Below are 17,110 nucleotides of genomic sequence, written 5' to 3'. Positions count from 1 at the left end.
CATTTGATGTGTCGTTAAGACTTCGCCAAACACTAGAGGTGCCGTTATGACCTCTCTGCTTGCGGGGAAAGGCTCTAACGGCACCTCAGGTGATTGCTGGCTGAATTAGAGGACCGGCTCCGTGACGTCGCTGTCGCGGGCGAGGGCGCGATCGGCGTTGGCCTCGGTGGGATCCTTGGTGACCTGGAAACTGATGGAGCACACGCGAGTGGCTGCCCAGATCATGATGGCCGAAAGCACCATGTGGATGGCCACGGACAAAATCGGCACGTTGTTGAGGTACTGGTAGTAACCGACCAGGGCCTGCAGCACCAGGACACCGGCCAGCAGCATGTACGCGCGGACGAGGACCTTGGGCCAGTTCTGCTTCATGCCCAGGATCAGGGCGACGATCACAGCGGCGACGATCAAGTACACGGGAACCACGTGAGTGAAGGTGATCAGACGGGGTTCGAAGGCGAGACGGGCGGAGTCCTCGTCGCCGGCGTGGGGGCCGGTGCCGGTGACCAGGGTGCCCACGTAGAGGATCATTGCGGACAGCACACCCACGGCCGTGGCGAGAATGCGGACGGTCTTCTCTCGTCCGGGGAGCTGACCGGGGCGTTGCGCGTAGGCCACGGTGGCCAGGCTTGCTCTGCGTGTATCGAGAACCAGGAGTGTGGCCAGCGAGATCATGATGGCCGAGACGATGTAGTGCACGCCCACCACCAAGGGGTGCAGCTGTACCAGCACGGTGATGCCACCGATCAGCGCCTGCACGGGAATGCCGATACCCAGGAGCAAGGCGAAGAGAAACATCCGGGGGAACTCGTGACGCAGGCGCAATACGGCGATGAACGTCAGGACGGCGACAACCGCCAGCACGAACGTGAGCAAGCGGTTACCGAACTCAATGAGTCCGTGGATGCCCATTTCCGGGGTATTGGTCCAAGAATCGTCGGTGCAGCGGGGCCATGTGGGGCAACCGAGCCCGGAGCCGGTGAGCCGGACCAGACCACCGGTGAGGATCAGGAGGCTGTTGGCCACCAGGGACGCGATGGCCAGCGCGCGGACCCAGGGGGTCACGGTGGAAGGCCACCAGAAGTTGTCGGTGGCGGACGGGGAGACGGTGGCAGACATGGCGGTGCTTCCAGATGCTGGTGGATGAGGTAGGGAAAGTCTAGCGGCCGAGCCGGGGAATCAGCTCAACGGATCGAGCGTCGATTCGGGTGTCAGCCTGGGCCTCGAGGCACGCAACGGAGCGCACAGCGGTTTGAACAGCAGGGTGGGCCTAGACCCACTTGAACCACTTGACGGTCGCGGCCCCGCTGAGCACAGCCCAGACGGCCAGAATCAGAGCGGGCAGTAGGGCGAATTGGCCTGCCAAGAAACAGCTGCGGAGCAACTCACCCGCGGCAGCGGAGGGCAGCAGATCGACCAGCCAGGAGATCCAACCCGGCAACGCGGAGGTGGGGAACAGCACGCCTCCACCGGCGGCAAGCGCGACCCACACAAGATTGAGGATCGCCAGGGTGGCCTCGGCGCGCAGCGTGCCGGCGATCAGCATGCCCACTCCGGTGAAGGCCACAGCCACGAGGAGCAGAAATGGAATGGAGCCGAGCACGGCCAGTGGGTCCGGGCGCCATCCCATGAGTGCGGCAGTGCCGCCGATCAGGATGTACTGCAGGGCCAGTACCACGATGATGGCGAGCAGTTTTCCGGCAATCAGGCCGCCGCGGCCCAAGGGAGTGGTGGACAGGTAGCGGAGCACACCGTATCGGCGGTCGAAACCGGTTTGGATGCCCTGGCCCGAGAACGCACTGGAGATCACACACAGCACGAGCACGCCGGGCACGGCAACGTCCAGGCGGGTGGCGCCGTCGGGCCGGAACGAATCGAGCAGGTCCGTGACCGTGAGACCGATCAGTGCCAGGATCGGCAGGATGATGAGCAGCAGGAACTGCTCCCCGTTGCGCACCATGGTGACGGTCTCGTAGCGGGCTTGTGCCGCGACCCGGGTGGGTAGGCTCGCGGCGCGAGTGGACTGTTGAGCGGCTGGGGCCAGAGTGCTCATCGGGGATCACTTCCTGAGACTTCCAAGAACACGTCCTCCAAGGAACGGGGCTGCACGCTGAGGGCTTCGGGAACGGAATCATCCAGGGTGGCCCATTCCGTGATGTCGCGAATCTGGGGTGCCGTAAGTTCACCCGTGAGTGTCACGGTGCGGTCCTTAACGGTCCATTCAATGTCGCGGAAGGACTCTGCCTGCCACGGTGGGCGCTCGCGCAAGTCCCTAGCACGGGCCTCGGGCAACGTCACGGTCATGACCACGGGCGCGTGCTGTTCCGCGCTGACCAGGTCCGCCACCGTTCCCTGCGCGGCGACCGAGCCGTGATGAACGATGTAGACGTAGTCGGCCAGCCGAGCGGCGTCGTCCATGAGGTGGGTGGTCAAAATGATGCAGGTGCCGGCATCGCGTAACTGGGTAATCAGGTCGAACACGATCTGACGCGACTGGGGATCAAGACCCGCGGAGGGCTCGTCCAGGAAGAGGACGTCGGGGTGGCCGATGAGCGCGGCGGCCAGTCCCACGCGCTGGCGCTGGCCACCGGACAGGCGCCGGATCGAGGTGGTGGCGAACGGCTCGATACCCAATAAATCGACCAATTCGTTCACCGGCCGGGGTTCCTTGTACAGCCGGCTCACATGGCGCAGTAATTCCATGGGGCGCACGGCCTGGGGGAGTCCACCGTCCTGCAGCATGACGCCCACGCGAGCACGCAGTTCTGGCGAGGCCTGCCACGGGTTTTCGTCCAGCAGCCGTACGGTGCCCGACGACGGGCGCAACAGACCCTGAGCGCACTGCAATGTGGTGGTTTTGCCGGCGCCGTTGGCTCCCAGGAGTGCAGTGACCTGCCCGCGGTGGGCCGCCATGCTGAGCCCGCGCACCGCGTGCACCTGCCGACCCCTGCGCTCGAACTTTTTGGACAGATCCGTGATGTGGAGAGCCGGAACCTGGGAACCGGCGTCGAAATCCGGTGCAGACTGTGTGGGAGCAGGGTGGTTCAGCACCACGACAGTCTATGCGGTGACACCCGAACCTCTCGTGTGAGACGGCTCCCATTCGCGGATCGGAGGGCCGTGTTGGATTGGGAATGGATTAGCGCATATCCTTGTTGTGTATTGCAGATCCGCCCAGGTGTGGATCGTGACCAGAGGCCGAGCATCGACAAGGCCCGCAACGCAATCAATCCTGAGGATGTCCCACACAGTATGAGTTCCCAAGCAACGGAACACGCCACTCCGGTGCGCGCGGACCACGACGAGACCACTCGTTCGCGGGTGCTGTCTCTGGTGCTTGCTCACGGTCCCGTCTCCGCGGCGCAGATTGCCAAGGATCTGGGGCTCACTCCGGCTGCTGTGCGCCGACACTTGGACGCCCTCGAGGCCGAACAGATCATTGAAGTGTCATTGGTCCGCACCACCCAGGGCGGTGCCGGTCGTCCCGCGCGCCGCTACGTGGTGGCCGCGGAAGGCCACGACCAACTCGGTAACGACTACCTCAGCCTGGCCCGCAAGGCCATGCACACCCTTGAGGAGACCGGCGGCGAAGAACTGGTCCACGAATTCGTGGCCGAACGCATCCAGGAGATGTCGGAAAGGTACCGTCCCGTGATCAACGCGGCCGGGCCCGACGTCGAAGATCGCCTCAACGCCTTGACCGCCGAAATGAGCCGTGATGGCTTTGCCGCCTCCCACACCGTGGTGACCCCCCGAGGTCCCAAGGGCGTGAGCATGCGCTCGGCCCAGCTGTGCCAGGGCCACTGCCCCGTGCGTGAAATCGCCACGGAATACCCCGATTTTTGCGAACTGGAAACGTCCATGATCGCCCAGTTGCTGGGCGTGGACGTGCGCAGGCTGTCGACCATGGCCGCCGGCGCGCATGTTTGCACCACACACGTACCGTTGCAGCGCCGCTCAACGGCATCGACCACCACAACTAACCAACAACCGCACGACAAGGAGGGTTGTCATGACTGAGCGCACCGTTCCCGCAGACACCGCGGGTAACAAGCCAGAAGACACCGTGATCTCCGAGATCCTGGAAATGAACCCGGAGCTCGAGGGGATCGGCCAGTACCAGTACGGCTGGGCAGACAAGAATGACGCCGGTGCCTCGGCACGCCGCGGCGTTGACGCCGATGTGGTCCGTGATATCTCGGGCAAGAAGAGCGAACCCGAGTGGATGCTCAACCTGCGCCTGAAGGGCCTGAAGTTCTTCGACCGCAAGCCCATGCCCACGTGGGGCGCGGACCTGTCCGGCATCGATTTCGACAACATCAAGTACTTCGTGCGTTCCACCGAGCAGCAGGCCGGTTCGTGGGAAGAGTTGCCCGAGGACATCCGCAACACGTACGAGAAGCTGGGCATCCCCGAGGCCGAGCGTAACCGCTTGGTTGCCGGTGTGGCCGCTCAGTACGAGTCCGAGGTGGTCTACCACCAGATCCGTGAGGACCTGGAGCGCCAGGGCGTCATCTTCATGGACACCGACACCGCGCTGAAGGAGCACCCGGAGTTCTTCGAGGAGTACTTCGGCACCGTGATCCCGGTGGGCGACAACAAGTTCGCCGCGCTGAACACGGCCGTATGGTCCGGCGGTTCATTCGTGTATGTGCCCAAGGGTGTTCACGTGGACATCCCGCTGCAGGCTTACTTCCGTATCAACACGGAGAACATGGGCCAGTTCGAGCGCACCCTGATCATTGCCGATGAGGACTCCTACGTTCACTACATCGAGGGTTGCACCGCGCCGATCTACAAGACGGACTCCCTGCACTCCGCCGTGGTGGAGATCATCTGCAAGAAGAACGCTCGCGTTCGCTACACGACCATCCAGAACTGGTCCAACAACGTGTACAACCTGGTGACCAAGCGCGCCATTGCACACGAGGGTGCCACCATGGAGTGGGTCGACGGCAACATCGGCTCCAAGGTCACCCAGAAGTACCCGGCCGTCTACATGACCGGTGAACACGCTCGCGGTGAGACCCTGTCCATCGCGTTCGCCGGCGAGGGCCAGCACCAGGACACCGGTTCCAAGATGGTGCACATTGCTCCGAACACCTCATCCTCCATCGTCTCCAAGTCGGTGGCTCGTAACGGTGGCCGTTCCGCGTACCGCGGTCTGGTCCAGGTGCGTGAGGGTGCCAAGCACTCCAAGTCCAACGTGGTGTGTGACGCCTTGCTGGTGGACACCATTTCCCGTTCGGACACCTACCCGTACGTGGACATCCGCGAGGACGACGTCACCATGGGCCATGAGGCCACGGTCTCCCGTGTGTCCGAGGAGCAGCTGTTCTACCTCATGCAGCGCGGTATGGCCGAAGAAGAGGCCATGGCCATGATCGTGCGCGGCTTCGTGGAGCCGATCGCCCGCGAGCTGCCCATGGAGTACGCCCTTGAACTCAACCGCTTGATCGAATTGCAGATGGAAGGATCCGTTGGCTGATATGTCCACAACCGACCAGACCGTACGACACGGTAAAGAAGCCGCCGACAAGGTGGACGGTGTCCCCACGGGTGAGGATCGCGTTGCCATTCCGGGCATGAGCCAGGAAGGTGAGGTCCTCCAGGAGGGCCGCAACCAGGCCGGTGAGCCGGAGATCAAGCACACCAAGCACGGTGACATCTCCGGTGTCCCGGACTCCTCCCGCGCGGGCCGTTTCTCCTCTTACAAGGTGGAAGAATTCCCCAAGCTGACCTCCAAGCTCGAGGACTGGCGGTTCACTCCGCTCAAGCGCCTCAAGGGCCTGGACGAGACTGAGCTGACCGGTGCGGCACCCGCCGTCGAGGTCGTCTCGGGCGAGGGCCAAGTCACCGTGACCACCGTGGGGCGCGACGACGCTCGCATCGGTAAGGCAGGCATCCCGGAGGATCGTGTTTCCGCCAACGCGTGGAGCGCCTTCTCCGAGGCCACCGTCATCTCCGTCCCGGCCAACGTCGAGGCCGATCAGCCGCTGCTGGTCGACATCAACGGTTCGTCGATGGACCCGGCGGCTCAGCACATCGTGATCGAGACCGGTGCCAACTCCAGCGCCCTGGTGGTGCTGCGGCACCGCGGCCAGGCCGTGCTGTCCCAGAACGTCGAGTTCCAGGTGGGCGAGGGCTCCAAGCTGACCGTCGTGTCGATCCAGGAATGGGACGACAACTCGGTGCACGCGTCCGCTCAGCAGGCGAAGATCCAGCGTGACGGTTCCCTGAAGCACGTGCTGATCTCTCTCGGTGGAGATCTGGTGCGCGTCACGCCGTCGACCCGCTTTGCCGCCCAGGGTGGCAACGTGGAAATGTACGGCCTGACCTTCGTGGACGAGGGCCAGCACCTCGAGTCGCGTCTGTTCGTGGACCACTCGCAGCCGCGCTGCCGCTCCCGCGTGACCTACAAGTCCGCACTGCAGGGCGAAAACGCGCACGGCGTGTGGGTGGGCGACGTCCTGATCCGCGCCGAGGCCGAGGGCACCGACACCTACGAGCTCAACCGCAACCTTATCCTGAACGACGGTCCCCGCATGGATTCCGTTCCCAACCTGGAGATCGAAACCGGCCTGATCGCCGGCGCTGGTCACGCATCCACCACGGGTCAGCTGGATGATGAGCACCTCTACTACCTGATGTCTCGCGGTATCCCGGAGGAAGACGCCCGCCGCCTGGTGGTTCGTGGCTTCCTGTTCGAGATCATCCAGCAGATCGGCGTGGAGTCCATCGAGGAACAGCTGCGTAACAGCGTTGAAGAAGAGCTCGCGCGTCACGAGAACTGACTCGTAGACCGCCCACTAAAACTTTTACCCAAGGAGAATCACCGCATGTCTGTATTGGAGATCAAGGACCTCCACGCGTCCGTCATCCTGGACGACGAGACCACCAAGCCCATCCTCAAGGGCGTGAACCTCACCATCAATTCCGGTGAAGTGCACGCGATCATGGGCCCCAACGGTTCCGGTAAATCCACTCTGGCTTCCACCATTGCCGGTCACCCCAAGTTCCAGGTCGATTCCGGGTCCGTGACCCTGGACGGCCAGAACGTCCTGGAGATGTCCGTGGACGAGCGCGCCCGCGCCGGTCTGTTCCTGGCGATGCAGTACCCGGTCGAGATCCCCGGCGTGACGACCTCGAACTTCCTGCGTTCGGCCAAGACCGCGATCGACGGCGAGGCCCCCTCGCTGCGCACCTGGACCAAGGACATGAAGGCTTCCATGGAGAAGCTGAAGATCGATCCGGCCATGATCCAGCGCAACGTCAACGAAGGCTTCTCCGGCGGCGAGAAGAAGCGCCACGAGATCCTTCAGCTGGAGCTGCTGCGCCCGAAGATCGCTCTGCTGGACGAGACCGACTCCGGTCTTGACGTGGATGCGCTCAAGGTCGTCTCCGAAGGCGTGAACCGTGCGCTCACCGAGCAGAACACCGGCATCATGCTGATCACCCACTACACCCGCATCCTGCGCTACATCAAGCCGCAGTTCGTGCACGTCTTCGCGGACGGCCGCATTGTGGACGAGGGTGGCCCCGAGTTGGCCGATCGCCTTGAAGAAGAAGGCTACGACCGCTACATGAGCGTGGCCAAGTAACCAGCTTTCCACCACTTCGCTTGAGGAGGGTTCCATATGAGCGAAACCACCGAGACAGTCACCGCTGAGGCCCCGGGCCCCAACGGTCAGCCGTCCCTGGCCGAGGTCAAGACCGCGTTGGAGAACGTGATCGACCCCGAGCTGGGTGTCAACATTGTTGACCTGGGCCTGCTGTACGGCCTGGTCTACCAGGACGACAATTCGTTGCGCCTGGACATGACCCTGACCACGGCAGCGTGCCCGCTGCAGGACGTGATCGAGGAACAGGTTTCGCAGAACCTGGGAACCATCATCGACGAGTGGCACGTGAACTGGGTCTGGATGCCGCCGTGGGGTCCCGAGCGGATCACCGAGGACGGGCGCGATCAGATGCGCGCCCTGGGCTTCAACATCTAGTCCGGTTCTCAGCAGCGCGAGGGCGCGGGGTCTTTGACCTCGCGCCCTTTCGCGTGCCCGGGCTTTTGGTTCTGTCGACGACGACGCCGCTCGCTTCCTTTCCTGCCTCCCGGTACCTCCGGTGTTAGGTTCGGATTCAAAGACGTGATCTACGAGAGGATGTGGCCGTGGAACGACGACTGCCCCAAATTTCCGAACTCAAGCCGCTCATGCAGTTCGGCAAGTTCAATCCTGACCGCAGGGCCGCTCGGCTCGGGAAGGCTGCCGATATCGAGGCACTCAGGGCGATCGCGCGGCGTCGTACCCCCAAGCCCGCGTTCGACTACGTGGACGGCGCGGCCGGTCTGGAACTGACGTACAAGCGCAGCCGCGAGGCGTTCGAGGCCGTAGAGCTGCTGCCCAAGATCCTGCACGGCACCGCAGAGGCGGATCTCTCGACCGAGATCGCCGGATACCGCAGCGCACTGCCGTTCGGAATCGCGCCCACCGGTTTCACCCGCTTCATGCACAGTGAGGGTGAGATCGGGGGAGTGAAGGCGGCTGCCGAGGCCGGGATCCCGTTCTCGCTCTCGACGATGGGCACCCGCTCGATCGAGGAGGTTCGCGACGCCGCACCGGAGGCCGCCCGCTGGTTCCAGCTGTACCTGTGGCGAGACCACGAGGCCTCCCGGGATCTGATCGTCCGGGCCAAGGCGGCTGGCTACACTAATTTGATCGTTACCGTGGACACTCCCGTGCCCGGTAACCGCCTACGCGATGATCGCAACGGCATGAGCATCCCGCCCAAGCTGACACTCAAGACCGTCCTAGATGCTTCCTACCGGCCCGAGTGGTGGTTCAACTTCCTCACGACCGACTCTCTGAAGTTCGCGTCCTTGGCGGACACCTCCCACATGGTGGGGGAGCTGATCGGCAAGATGTTCGACCCGAGCCTGTCTCTGGAGGACCTCGTGTGGATCCGCGAGGAGTGGGACGGGCAGTTGTTCGTCAAGGGCGTTCTGACCGCCGAGGACGCCCGCCGCGCCATGAGCGTGGGTGCCGACGGGCTGATCGTGTCCAACCACGGTGGACGCCAGCTGGACCGGGCGCCCGTGACCCTGACGAGCTTGCCGGAGATCCGCGCTGAAGTCGGTCCGGCTGTGCCGCTGATCCTGGATTCGGGCATCATGTCCGGCACCGATGTTGTGGCGGCCCTGTGTGCCGGTGCGGACTTCGTGCTGATCGGCCGGGCCTACCTCTACGGCCTGATGGCCGGCGGACAACAGGGGGTCACCCGGGCGATCGAGCTGCTGGAGAAGCAGATCCGCACCAACATGCTGCTCATGGGCGCCGGTTCCATCGCGGACCTCGGCCCCGACTGCATGCGAGCGCCGTGGCTGAACACCTCCCGAGATGAGCGAGCCCTCCTGGACTGACCTCGGCTGACTGGTTCGACTGAGATTGCCGTCTTCTGAGCCTCCATTCTGAGGATTCAGGGCTGACAGAGTGAGGCTTGAGCAGAGGCCTTGGAGTGCGGAGTCTCAGGGGAGGAAAACGTAGCTGCGAAGCGTGAGGTGAGGAAGCTGCACAGATTCGGCGAGGATTCGACGTTTGCCTCCCCTGAGACTGCTCCACTGCATTTCCCTCACATTGGATTTGCTGCACTGGCGGATTCGACGAAACAGTCGTCCGGTATGGACGGACCGACATGCCGACGGGAGCCTTGGAAGGCCCCCGTGCGACGTCGTAGTGAATGTCGGTTTCGAACTGGACGGGCTGTTCTCGCGCTCACGCTTGCTACTAGGCGCGAACGACATCTCGATCCGGACTGGCGGACATGGCTGCGTTGGTCGCGGCCGGCCGGGTGCGGGGCCAGGTCCAGGCGTACCGCAGGACGAGGATGAGAAGGATGACTTCCAGTGCGACTCCCAGGCAGTAGAAATACATCCAGGACCCGCCGAACTCGCCCACCGCGTTGAAAGCGGCGAAGGGGATTTGTACCGAGGCGGCAATCAAGTTGGCGATGCGACTGGCCCGAGCGGGCAGGATTGTCGACAGGACGACCATCAAGATCGGGATCGCCAAGAGAGACAGCGCCGTGATGGCCCAGGTCTGGGTGATGTCGAGTCGCCAGACGGTACCCGCCAGGATGTCAGTGACCACTCCGGGCTTGTAGAACGCGAGAATGTCCACGTAGACGTACAGGAACATGAAGCTGGTCCACGCTGCAGCGAGCTTGAATCTGACCGGGACGCGCTGCTCGTCCAAGGCGGTGGTGGGGTGATGTGTTCTCATGACGGGCTCCGTTGTGGTGGTGTGGATCGGTAGTTCCAGAGTCGCTGAGTCCGTCGGCGGGCACATCGGCCCGGAGGTCGGAGTTGGCCCGGCCGATGGCACGGCGAGGCCCTCGTACTTTCGGCCGATCCGCCCCTGCCGCGCTGTCTCTAGACTGGATGAATGGTGACCAAGGCGCTGCACGCGTTGTGGGCCGAGCCTCGACAGGCGAACCCTCCTCAGAGGGTGTGGCGGGACTGGGCACTCTTCGCGGTGTTCGTCGCGTGGACTGTGGTGGAGGTGGTGCTCCGCCAGGACCTTCTCCCGCTCCCGCTGGTGCTCCCCGCCATGTTCGTAATCCTCACGCCCCTGTGGTGGCGCCGCACTCACCCACTGGCGACAGTTGCTATTTCTTTCGGAACGCTGATCGCCTTCGACGTCGCGAGGATCCTCACCGGCGAGGCGGCCTATCTGCCGGGGAGCATCTCGGGCGTGCTCGTCTTGGCCTACGCGTTGTTCCGCTGGGGATCCGGCCGCGAGGCGACGATCGGACTGGGGGTCATCCTGGTCTGGTTGGGTATCACCAGGGTCGCTGACGCGACCAGTACGCCGGATGCGGTGGCTGCCTTCGCCTTCTTCCTGTTCGCCGCAGCCCTGGGCGCTGCCATTCGCTACTACGCGTATACGCGTGCCCGGGACATCGACCAGGCCAAAGCTCGGGAGCGCGAACAGCTGGCGCGGGATCTCCACGACACGGTCGCCCACCACGTCTCCGGGATCGTCATCCAAGCCCAGGCCGGCCGGGCCGTCGCCACGTCCCACCCCGAGCGTGCCACCGAGGTCCTTGCCGTCATCGAAGAGGCCGCCTCGCGAACCCTGACCGAGTTGCGCAGCATGGTCGGTGTCCTGCGCACCACTGAGGGCGCGGACTTGGCGCCACGCCGGGGCGTGGCGGACCTGGGGCAGCTCACGGGTGAAACTGACGGAGGGCCACAGATCGACATCGAGCTGTCCGGTGATCTCGACGATCTCAGCCCGGCGGTCGGGGCGGCGCTTTACCGCTTGACCGAGGAGTCCGTCACGAACGCGAGACGGCACGCACGCTATGCGACGCGGGTGGCCGTGCGCGTCGTCGGCGACGCCGAGCATGTGCAGTTAACGGTAGATAACGACGGCGCTCTGGGCACGGTCGGCGGCAACCCATCCGGTTACGGCCTGGTCGGCATGCGCGAACGCGTCAAGCTGCTGGGTGGCACGTTCGACGCCGGCCCCAACGCGAGCGGTGGCTGGCGAGTCGAAGCGACGCTGCCCAAGAAGGGTGTTTCCCCATGACCATTCGGGTACTCATTGCCGACGATCAGGACATCGTGCGCACCGGCCTGACCATGCTGCTCAACGCCCAGCCGGACATCGAGGTCGTGGGCGCAGCCAGCGATGGGCGACAGGCGGTTCGTCTAGCGCGTGAGCTGCGCCCGGACGTGTGCCTGTTCGACATCCGCATGCCACTCATGGACGGAATCGAAGCCACGCGCCAGCTCGCCGGACCGGAGGTCGCCGACCCCCTGCCGATCGTCGTGATCACCACTTTCGACCTGGACGAGTACGTCCATGGCGCGTTGAAGGCCGGTGCTCGAGGGTTCCTACTCAAGGATGCAGGTCCCGTGCTGCTGTCCCAGGCGATTCACGCGGCAGCAGACGGTGATGCTCTGATTGCTCCGAGCGTCACGGTCCGCCTCCTCGCCACGTTTGCACGGTCGCATCAGGAGTCGCCCGCGCAACCGATAGAGCCGCTCACCTCGCGTGAGGAGCAAGTGCTCCTCACGGTGGCGCACGGCCGAACCAACAGCGAGATCGCGGACGAGCTCCACATCAGTCCCAGCACCGTGAAGACCCATTTGGCCAGCCTCATGCGCAAGCTTGACGCACGTAATCGGGTCGAACTCGCGATGTGGGCTCATGAGACCGGCCGCACGTGAGAATCGAGCAGACTAGCTTTGCATCCCCGCCGGGCGATCCAGGTTGCGCGCGCGGAAGGTATCGCACTGCTTGATGTCACCGGTTTGGTAGCCGGTCAGGAACCAAGCCTGTCGCTGCGCCGAGGAGCCGTGGGTGAAGGACTCGGGGTTGGCCCGGCCCTGGGTGGTTTCCTGGATCCGGTCGTCGCCGATGACCTCTGCAGCGTTGAGCGCGTCGGCCAGCTGTTCCTTGGTGATCGGTTCCAGGCTTACGCTGCCGCCGGGCTGGGACGCGTGGTGGGCCCACATGCCGGCATAGCAGTCGGCCTGCAGCTCCACCCGCACGGCACCGGAGTCGGCACCCTGCGGGTCCTGTTGGGCAATACCCAAGTTGCCCTGCAGGTTCTGGATGTGGTGGCCGACCTCGTGCGCCATCACGTACTCCTGCGCCAGGGCATTGGCACTCGCACCGAAGCTCTCGCGCATCTGGTCGAAGAAGCCGACGTCCAGGTACACGGACGTGTCGGCCGGGCAGTAGAACGGGCCCACCGCAGCCGATGCCTGGCCGCAACCGGATTGTTCCACACCTTCGTAGAGCATCACACCGGGGCGCTGGTACCGTTCGCCGGTGGCCTCGGGATAGTAGGCACCCCAGAATTCATTGAGGGAGTTGACGGTGGCGATCTGACGGCAGTCGTCGTAACGATCGGCATCGGCTCCGGTCTGGCAACGTTCGGCCAGCTCGCGGTCCTGTTCCTCCACGCTGGTGATCGAGCCCTGCTGCTGTTGCTGCTGGCCACCACCGGTCACCATGTCGATGCCGTCCTGGCCGAACAGCAAACCCGCCACGACCAGCAGGATGATGCCGCCCAGGCCACCACCGACCGCCACGCCACGGCCACCGCGTCCGCCGCCGGACCCTACCTGCGACGTATCCAGTCGCGAGTTGTCATTGAAACTCATGAGGGAAGCATAAGTCGCACCCGTGCGTTTCCGGTCGTGTCGCGCGTCAGAAATTTACGACGCCGCCCGGTCACGGTTCCGAGCACGAGCGAGACAACGCGGCGACCACCCGCGTCTAGAACCATGTGGTCCGGTGTTCTGACAAAAATGGGCTCAACATTTGTCAGAGCACCGGATGAAATGGTGCGCGGTGCCCGCCGCGGGTTAATCCAAGCCGCGGGCCGCGAGCGCCTCACCGGTCTGTTGCGCGTAGTTCACGGTCGCAATGGTTGCGGGGGTGACCAGGCGGACGGGGTTGGCGCGGATGGTGCGGGCGGTGGCGGCGTCGCGCAGTTCGCCCAGGCAACCGAACAGCCAGGGGACCGAGCGGATCATGAGCGAGACCGCCAGGCCGATGCGCTCGGTGTTGACCGCGAACCAGGAGAGCGGCGTGCACACCCACACCAGGCCGTCGATGAGTCGGGGGAGCGGCGTGGTGCTGATGAGTAATCGCGAGAGACTGACGACCGCGAGTAAGGACAGCACGATGGACGCCGCCCGAGCCGGCCCGTTGAAAATCAGGTGGTAACCGCCCAGCAGAATCACCAGGAACAGCAGCGGACGCAACGACGCCGCCCAGCGGTGCAGTCCCAGCCCGCTCACCACGGACGCAAGCCCGGTGAGCGCCAAAACCGCGAGCGAGAACTGCCAGTCACGGATCAGCATCACCGTGATACACAGCCCCAGGATCAGCACGGCCTTCAGGGCCAGGGGGCAGCGATGCAACAGGGAGCGCCCGGGGACGTAGGTTCCCAGGAGGTCGTCGCGACGCACCTTTCGTCTCATAAAGATTGCCAATCCGCGAAGCCGTTGGCGCACCAGTTCTTGTACTGGGGAATCATCTCGGCCGGCGGCCCCTGAGCAATGATCCGGCTCTCGTGCACCACGGCTACGTGTTGTGCAGTTGAGGCCAGATCCAGGTCATGGGTGCTGATCAGCTGCTGTTGCCCCAGGTTGTCGAGCAGATCGATGAGTTTGAGCTGATTCCGCAGGTCCAGCAGTGTGGTGGGTTCATCCAGGATCAACACTTGGGGTTCGGCGGCCAGCACCGCTGAGAGCGCGACGAGCTGCCGCTCACCGCCGGAGAGATCAAACACACTGTGGTGAGCACGGTGCTCCAGCCCCATCCGGACCAACCACTCGCGAGCCCTCTCGGTCCGTTCCTGGCGATCGGGCACGTGGCGGCGCAACGACAGCTCAATGTCCTCGATGGGAGTGGGCATGAGGATCTGTGACGCCGGATCCGTGAACACAAAACCCACCGCCGCACGCGCCTCCCGGGGGAATGCCACAGGGTCGATGCTGTTGACCCGAACCACCCCGGATTGCGGCACCACCAGTGCGTTGAACAGCCGCAGCAGGGTGGATTTACCGGAGCCGTTGAGACCGATCACCGCGGTGCGCGGTTCCCTGAACTCACAACTGACACGGTCGAGCACAGTGAACGGTCCCGTGGGGGAGTCCACGGTGAGGGTCACGTTGGCGCAGTAGAACGACCCCGGGGATGCTTCGGGCACCAGGGGGTCGTAGCGAGACGATCCTGACTTGCGAGTCATGTATTAGAGAACGGCCCCGGCCATGCGCGGGAAGGCACGATGCACGGCCACGGCAATCAGCGCGGCGGCGGCAGCTTTAATCAGATCACCGGGAATGAACGCCAAGTCAGCGATCACCGCGGCGTTCAAACTCAGGCCACCCACCAGCATCATGCCGATGACACCCAGCACGTGGGACAGGATCAGTCCGGCCACACCGGCCAGGAACAGTTTGATACCCAGCCCGCGGCGCTTGTCGGGCGTGGCGGAGGTGGAGCCGGAGCGGCGTCGTACGCGTTCCTCACGAACGGAACGGTGCGCCAAGAAGCCGACCAGGGCGGCGGCCAACGGGAACGAGAGCAGATAACCGACCGAGGGACCGGCCAGCACGCCCGGGCCGCCCACGAAACCCGCGAAGATCGGCACGCCCAGCAGACCAACCACCACGTATAGGGCGATGGCCAGGAACGCGCGCCAGCCACCCAGGATCATGCCGGTCAGGAATACGGCGAGGGTCTGGAGGGTGATGGGCACCCCGAGCACGCCCACGGGGATGGCCGGGGCCAACGCCAGAACACTGGTCAGCGCGGCGAAAACCGCGATATTGGCTAGGTCGAAGGAGTTGATTTTCCGGGGGGAACCTGTGGTTTCGCTCATGTTCACGGAGTCTAGTTCAGCCAGCGGGCTACCGCGGCTAGACTGGGTCGGTGCCCCGCAGGTTCGGGGCATCTCGTTTGCCCCCTCATGTCTTTGGAAAGGCCTCTCCCTCTTGATCACCGTTACAAACCTCGAACTGCGCGCCGGAGCTCGCCTGCTCATGGACGAAGTCAATTTCCGGGTGGATCGCGGGGACAAGGTCGGCCTGGTGGGCCGCAACGGAGCAGGCAAAACCACCATGACCAAGGTCCTCGCGGGTCAGGCATTACCGGCCGCCGGGGACGTGACGAGTACGGGCACCATCGGCTACCTGCCACAGGACCCCAAGGTCGACGATATGAACCAGCTCGCTCGCGACCGCATCCTCTCCGCCCGCGACCTGGCCGGGGTCACGGCCAAGTTGCGTCAGGCCGAGCAGGACATGGCTTCCGAGGACGACGCCGTGCGGTCCAAAGCCATGCGACGTTACGATCGCATCGAGACCGAGTTCCTCGCCGGTGGCGGTTACGCCGCTGAGTCCGAGGCAGCCACCATCACGAGCAACCTGAATCTGCCCGGGCGCGTGCTCGAGCAACCGTTGCACACGCTCTCCGGTGGTCAGCGCCGTCGTGTGGAGCTGGCCCGTATCCTGTTCTCGGACGCGGACATCATGCTCCTGGACGAGCCCACCAACCACTTGGACCACGACTCCATCGTGTGGCTGCGCGAGTTCCTGAAGAACTACCAGGGCGGCGTGCTCATGATCTCCCACGATGTTGAGCTCATGAACATGGTGGTCAACAAGGTGCTGTACCTGGACGCGAACCGCTGCGTGATCGACGTGTACAACATGTCGTGGAAGAACTACCTCCAGCAGCGCGAACAGGACGAGGCCCGCCGCAAACGCGAGCGCCAGAATGCGGAGAAGAAGGCCGGTGTCCTCATGGACCAGGCCAATAAGATGCGCGCCAAGGCCACCAAGGCTGTGGCCGCCCAGCAAATGATCCGCCGCGCCGAACGCTTGATGGCCGGACTCGAAGGCGAGCGCCAGCAGGACAAGGTCGCCGCGATCCGCTTCCCTAAGCCCGCCGACTGTGGCAAGACCCCGCTCACCGCGGAGGGACTGTCCAAGTCCTACGGCTCGCTGGAGATCTTCACGGACGTGGATCTGGCCATCGACCGCGGTTCCCGCGTGGTGGTGCTCGGCCTCAACGGTGCCGGTAAGACCACGCTGTTGCGCATGCTCGCCGGCCAGGCCGAACCGGACACCGGTAAGGTGATCGCCGGACACGGGCTCAAGCTGGGTTACTTCGCGCAGGAGCACGACACCCTGGACACCAGCCGCACCGTGCTGGAAAACATGAAGACCGCCGCACCGGAACTCCATGACACCCAGGTGCGCACCATCCTCGGTTCGTTCTTGTTCCAGGGCGACGACGTCGATAAGCCCGCCGGCGTGCTCTCCGGTGGCGAGAAGACGCGATTGGCGCTGGCAACGTTGGTGGCGTCGTCGGCGAATGTGCTGCTGCTCGATGAGCCCACTAACAACCTGGACCCGGCCTCGCGCCGGGAGATCCTCAACGCGCTGCACAACTACGAGGGCGCCGTGGTTCTGGTGTCCCACGATGAGGGCGCGGTGGAAGCACTTGAGCCCGAGCGCGTGGTCATGCTGCCGGACGGCATCGAGGACTTGTGGAGCCAGGAGTACCAGGATCTGATCTCGCTGGCCTAG

The 17,110-nt window shown here is 64.3% G+C and carries 17 protein-coding genes; 9 read left to right on the top strand and 8 right to left on the bottom strand.

Annotated features, from left to right (window positions below; genetic code table 11):
• Positions 1–105: 105 nt before the first annotated feature.
• The 3 genes from RF638_RS07560 to RF638_RS07550 all read right to left on the bottom strand — a co-directional run bounded on the left by RF638_RS07560 (position 106) and on the right by RF638_RS07550 (position 3,051).
• The gene (locus RF638_RS07560) at positions 106–1,119 is read right to left on the bottom strand and encodes a heme A synthase (protein ID WP_095797875.1); all 1,014 of its coding nucleotides are present in this window, start codon (positions 1,117–1,119) and stop codon (positions 106–108) included.
• Between the two features lie 151 nt (positions 1,120–1,270).
• Positions 1,271–2,053: an ABC transporter permease gene (locus tag RF638_RS07555; protein WP_368841701.1), complete on the bottom strand. Its 783-nt coding sequence runs from the start codon at positions 2,051–2,053 to the stop codon at positions 1,271–1,273.
• A complete protein-coding gene (locus RF638_RS07550) occupies positions 2,050–3,051 on the bottom strand; it encodes an ABC transporter ATP-binding protein (protein WP_368841700.1) in 1,002 nt (333 codons plus the stop codon). Before RF638_RS07550 ends, RF638_RS07555 begins: the two co-directional genes overlap by 4 nt.
• Before the next feature lie 201 nt (positions 3,052–3,252).
• On the opposite strand from RF638_RS07550, the gene RF638_RS07545 reads away from it, so the two are divergent.
• The 6 genes from RF638_RS07545 (at position 3,253) to RF638_RS07520 (ending at position 9,412) form a co-directional block, all read left to right on the top strand.
• Positions 3,253–4,020, top strand: a complete 768-nt coding sequence (locus RF638_RS07545; protein WP_238662976.1) for a metalloregulator ArsR/SmtB family transcription factor — start codon at positions 3,253–3,255, stop codon at positions 4,018–4,020.
• A complete protein-coding gene (gene sufB, locus RF638_RS07540; protein WP_095797877.1) occupies positions 4,013–5,488 on the top strand; it encodes a Fe-S cluster assembly protein SufB in 1,476 nt (491 codons plus the stop codon). The genes RF638_RS07545 and sufB overlap by 8 nt, the downstream gene beginning before the upstream one ends.
• A 1-nt stretch (position 5,489) precedes the next feature.
• On the top strand, positions 5,490–6,794 hold the full coding sequence (gene sufD / locus RF638_RS07535) for a Fe-S cluster assembly protein SufD (protein WP_095797878.1): 1,305 nt from the start codon (positions 5,490–5,492) through the stop codon (positions 6,792–6,794).
• A gap of 45 nt (positions 6,795–6,839) precedes the next feature.
• Positions 6,840–7,601, top strand: coding sequence for a Fe-S cluster assembly ATPase SufC (gene sufC, locus RF638_RS07530; protein WP_095797879.1), 762 nt, complete (start codon positions 6,840–6,842; stop codon positions 7,599–7,601).
• A gap of 36 nt (positions 7,602–7,637) precedes the next feature.
• Positions 7,638–7,997, top strand: a complete 360-nt coding sequence (locus RF638_RS07525) for a metal-sulfur cluster assembly factor (protein ID WP_259915397.1) — start codon at positions 7,638–7,640, stop codon at positions 7,995–7,997.
• Positions 7,998–8,164: 167 nt separating this feature from the next.
• Positions 8,165–9,412, top strand: a complete 1,248-nt coding sequence (locus RF638_RS07520; RefSeq protein WP_368841699.1) for an alpha-hydroxy acid oxidase — start codon at positions 8,165–8,167, stop codon at positions 9,410–9,412.
• A gap of 364 nt (positions 9,413–9,776) precedes the next feature.
• On the opposite strand, the gene RF638_RS07515 is transcribed toward RF638_RS07520, so the two are convergent.
• Positions 9,777–10,271, bottom strand: a complete 495-nt coding sequence (locus RF638_RS07515; protein WP_368841697.1) for a DUF6326 family protein — start codon at positions 10,269–10,271, stop codon at positions 9,777–9,779.
• A gap of 162 nt (positions 10,272–10,433) precedes the next feature.
• Between RF638_RS07515 and RF638_RS07510 the strand changes: the two genes are divergently transcribed.
• Positions 10,434–11,582, top strand: coding sequence for a sensor histidine kinase (locus RF638_RS07510; protein ID WP_129699433.1), 1,149 nt, complete (start codon positions 10,434–10,436; stop codon positions 11,580–11,582).
• Positions 11,579–12,226, top strand: coding sequence for a response regulator transcription factor (locus RF638_RS07505; RefSeq protein ID WP_129699432.1), 648 nt, complete (start codon positions 11,579–11,581; stop codon positions 12,224–12,226). The genes RF638_RS07510 and RF638_RS07505 overlap by 4 nt, the downstream gene beginning before the upstream one ends.
• Positions 12,227–12,238: 12 nt before the next feature.
• On the opposite strand, the gene RF638_RS07500 is transcribed toward RF638_RS07505, so the two are convergent.
• The 4 genes from RF638_RS07500 to RF638_RS07485 all read right to left on the bottom strand — a co-directional run bounded on the left by RF638_RS07500 (position 12,239) and on the right by RF638_RS07485 (position 15,399).
• Positions 12,239–13,168 carry a neutral zinc metallopeptidase gene (locus tag RF638_RS07500; protein ID WP_315279193.1) on the bottom strand — a complete coding sequence of 310 codons (930 nt, stop codon included), beginning with the start codon at positions 13,166–13,168 and terminating at the stop codon, positions 12,239–12,241.
• 204 nt (positions 13,169–13,372) lie between these two features.
• Positions 13,373–13,981, bottom strand: coding sequence for an energy-coupling factor transporter transmembrane protein EcfT (locus RF638_RS07495; protein WP_368841696.1), 609 nt, complete (start codon positions 13,979–13,981; stop codon positions 13,373–13,375).
• Positions 13,982–13,989: 8 nt separating this feature from the next.
• On the bottom strand, positions 13,990–14,763 hold the full coding sequence (locus tag RF638_RS07490) for an energy-coupling factor ABC transporter ATP-binding protein (RefSeq protein WP_129699430.1): 774 nt from the start codon (positions 14,761–14,763) through the stop codon (positions 13,990–13,992).
• Positions 14,764–14,766: 3 nt separating this feature from the next.
• Positions 14,767–15,399: a biotin transporter BioY gene (locus RF638_RS07485; RefSeq protein WP_129699429.1), complete on the bottom strand. Its 633-nt coding sequence runs from the start codon at positions 15,397–15,399 to the stop codon at positions 14,767–14,769.
• A gap of 112 nt (positions 15,400–15,511) precedes the next feature.
• Between RF638_RS07485 and RF638_RS07480 the strand changes: the two genes are divergently transcribed.
• Complete coding sequence (locus RF638_RS07480) at positions 15,512–17,110, top strand: ABC-F family ATP-binding cassette domain-containing protein (RefSeq protein WP_129699428.1); 1,599 nt, start codon at positions 15,512–15,514, stop codon at positions 17,108–17,110.

The organism is Kocuria sp. CPCC 205235, from assembly GCF_040980905.1.
Classification (GTDB): domain Bacteria; phylum Actinomycetota; class Actinomycetes; order Actinomycetales; family Micrococcaceae; genus Kocuria; species Kocuria carniphila.
Note: the sequence above shows the minus strand (reverse complement) of the source record. Positions and strands in the feature narration are given on the sequence as shown.